General features: G+C 53.9%; 3 protein-coding genes. 2 read left to right on the forward strand and 1 reads right to left on the reverse strand.

Translation table 11 applies throughout. The features are described 5' to 3' along the window. Nucleotides 1-771: DUF563 domain-containing protein (locus tag ABX962_RS33495; RefSeq protein WP_372726023.1), on the forward strand; the 771-nt coding region annotated here is incomplete at its 5' end. A gap of 159 nt (nucleotides 772-930) precedes the next feature. Here the strand turns inward: ABX962_RS33495 and ABX962_RS33500 are convergent. Then, nucleotides 931-1,470, reverse strand: a complete 540-nt coding sequence (locus tag ABX962_RS33500; protein ID WP_372726024.1) for a hypothetical protein — start codon at nucleotides 1,468-1,470, stop codon at nucleotides 931-933. 683 nt (nucleotides 1,471-2,153) lie between these two features. On the opposite strand from ABX962_RS33500, the gene ABX962_RS33505 reads away from it, so the two are divergent. Further along, nucleotides 2,154-3,176, forward strand: a 1,023-nt coding sequence (locus ABX962_RS33505; protein WP_372726025.1) for an SGNH/GDSL hydrolase family protein, incomplete at its 3' end; no start/stop codon positions are given.

Genomic DNA, 3,176 nt, shown 5'->3' on the forward strand with positions numbered 1-3,176 from the left:
GACGCCTTGCCGCGACTTGAATTGGCAGCGATGCACTGTGACCTTCAGTCGATGACGCTGTTGTTGCCCGCACAGCTTCGACGCATGAAGTTTGTGGCGGAATCGCTGCGTACCTATGGGCTCAAAGAAGTGCGTTTCCTGCATCGATTTGAGAGAATCCGCTGCCGCGATCTCACGATGCCCTCGCACGTCGCGTCGTGCGGCAATGTTCGTCACACGATGATCCAGGCGTTGCGAAAGCGGTTCTTGAACCAGATCTCCACTGGCGAAGCGACGGACGCGTCTTTAGCAGCGGACACGACCTTAGCAAGCGGCTCGCCAATCGAAACATCACGAATCTACGTCAGCCGTTGCAACGCTAAGCGTCGACGCATTGAAAACGAACAAGACATTCTTCCCGTCTTAGCCGAGCATGGTTTTCGCACCGTAGTGGCAGAAGATCTTAGCTGGACACAACAACTACAAATTTTCTCTCAGGCTCACTGTGTGGTCACCAACCATGGTGCCGGTCTGACCAATATTCTGATGATGCCTCCGGGATCGAAAGTACTTGAAATCACTGGCGATGAAAACTTCAGCGTCCCTTGTTTTCATTCACTCGCTGCTGCATCCCAACTCGATTATTGGTACTTGATCGCCGACAAAGCGAACGCACGAAAATCGTCGCATGATGGTCACTTGCGGGTAGCCCCGTCGTCGCTGAACCGCACCCTCACCGAAATGCTGCAGGCTCGCTACGCCCACCATTCTCCGCAACGCCAAACGGCCTAGCGGTTTGCCCAAGCTCAATCCTAATGTAGTGGAGCTTGCTAAAGCTCCCGGTTTCTTGAGCACAACAGGATCCTTTGCAAGATCCACAACCTCAGAGATTCATCGCTGGACGTGCCCTGTTTCGTGCCTCCTGCCTTCGTGAAAATTTGTGAGTGATTTTCACTCGTACTCGCGAACAATGTCCAGATGCACTTCACGCATCGGAAGCCAAAAATCGTTTTTCAGTTTCGGGTCGTTCGAGCGAACAATGTTCAAACTCACCTGCAGTTTTTTGAGCGCCGTATCAAACTGGCTCTTTGTGCACCCCAGTCGCGTGATCGCTCGCTTGCGAAGCGGACCGGTGTAATCAGGTTCCAGTCGGATGAATTCGTAAACTTCTTGGGCCAGCGGATCCAGCTCGCCAATTGGCTTAAAGGCGACGGGATAGTGATGTTCACGAAAATGCTGCATCTCCATCAGCACCGCATCGCCGCCGGGGACTTTTCCATAGAACACCGCATCGGGATAAGTCTGCGGAATTCGCGTCTTCCAGTCCCAAACGGCCATGACCTTCGGACTCCAGCCTCCTGCCTTGGGTTTCTTTTCAGACAATCCTGTGTTGTCCCACAACGAAGTGTACGGAGACCCTTTGCTGCCGAAGACCGTGCAAACCTTCTGCTCCAGCACAAACTGGTAGGCCTCATCGAATGTCGTGATCATAAAAATGGAATGGCGTTGCTGCAGAAAGATCGTGGAGCCCGGATCGGCCGAGACCATCGGTTTTACAACCTAACGGCGGGCTCAACCACGGGGAACCACAAACCGCCCCGCAGCAGGACCCGAGATCAATCGTATCGACTTCGGGACGAATTCAGGGGTGTTGTCGCGGCGCAGCGAGGGGGCACCCAGTCTGTATTGAACGTTTTTCATGCGTCTAACGGAAGACTCAGGCCACCAACGTATCCCCGGTAGCTGAGATTTGGGTGCAGACGACAAAGTGCGGATTGCGATCGGGGTTACCCTCGGATGCCTCCGCGCAAACGGCGCATGAAGCCATCAAACCCAAGAAGAATCGGTGTGAGAGACGATTCTGGTTCTCGTTTCGCACCCATCTAGGTTACAATCTTCGTACCTACCGTCGGGGAACGCCCCATTAATCGCACCTTTCCTAGCCCCCTGTGTCATTGTGCGAGCTTGTTCGCATGACAGCCCAGACAAAACCAAGCGACATCCAGAAAATGAATCGCAGCTTCTTTGCAATGCTAAAACACCCCCTGTCTGTACTCCTGATCACCTGTTTTGTCTCATGGACGGTCGCGACCCCATCGGCCAGAGCCGACCAGTCCTTCGGCTTCGAGCCCAACGATGTGGTCGCCGTATACGGCAATGGTCTCGCCGACCGAATGCAGCATGACCCCTGGGTCGAAACGATTCTGCAGAGCCATCTGAAAGGGATGAACGTCCGCTTTCGCAACATGAGCTTTTCAGGCGACATGGTCAACAAGAAACCTCGTAGCAAAGGTTTCACCAACGATGACGAGTACCTGCAACACGTCGCGCCTGATGTTGTATTCAGTTTCTACGGATACAACGAGTCATTCGCGGGACCGGGCAGCGCGGATGCCTATCAAGCCGAGTTGGTCAAACTCATTCAGCGATATAGTGCACTGCGGCGTGAACAGGGCGAAGATCTCCGCTTTGTTCTGTTCAGCCCCATTGCCTACCAAAATACCGGCAATCGGCATCTTCCCGAGGGTACCGAGCTGAATGCGAATTTGGCGGTCTATACCGAAGCGACACGCAAAGCGGCGGCGGAAGCGGGCGTCACCTTTGTCGACCTGTTCACCCCCACTATGCAGTTGTTCGCATCAAGCTCCGAAACGTACACGATCAACGGCATCCATCTGAACGCAAACGGTTACTACCAACTTGGCGGAATCGTTTCGCAAGCCCTGCTGGGTAAACCGGCTGCAGACCAAGACAAGCTTGGCGACATCTATGCCGCGGTCAAAGACAAAAACTGGCACTGGCACAATCGTTATCACGCCACCGATGGCAACGACGTCTGGGGTAGCCGATCGACGTTAACCTTTGTCGATGGCCAAAGTAATGCCGACGTGCTAAAGCATGAATTGGTGATGCTCGACGTGATGACCGCCAACCGCGACAAGGCGATTTGGGCGGCTGCCGAAGGCAAAAAACATGTGGTCGACGACAGCAATGTCCCTCCACCGGTGAAAGTAATCTCCAACGTCGGCGGAGGCAGCAAAAGTTCGAGTGCCGAAAAAGAAGGCAGCATTGATTACCTGAGCCCCGAAGAATCGATGGCGCAGATCAATGTTCCCGAAGGTTATCAGCTGAACCTCTTTGCATCGGAAGTCCAATTTCCGGACTTGGCTAATCCTGTGCAAATGCAGGTCGACGCC

This window comes from Novipirellula sp. (assembly GCF_041583735.1).
In the GTDB taxonomy this organism is placed as follows: domain Bacteria; phylum Planctomycetota; class Planctomycetia; order Pirellulales; family Pirellulaceae; genus Novipirellula.

Coding starts and splice junctions, on each gene's coding strand:
- ABX962_RS33500 (WP_372726024.1), bottom strand. CDS start 1,470: ATGATCACGACATTCGATGAGGCCTACCAGTTTGTGCTGGAGCAGAAG.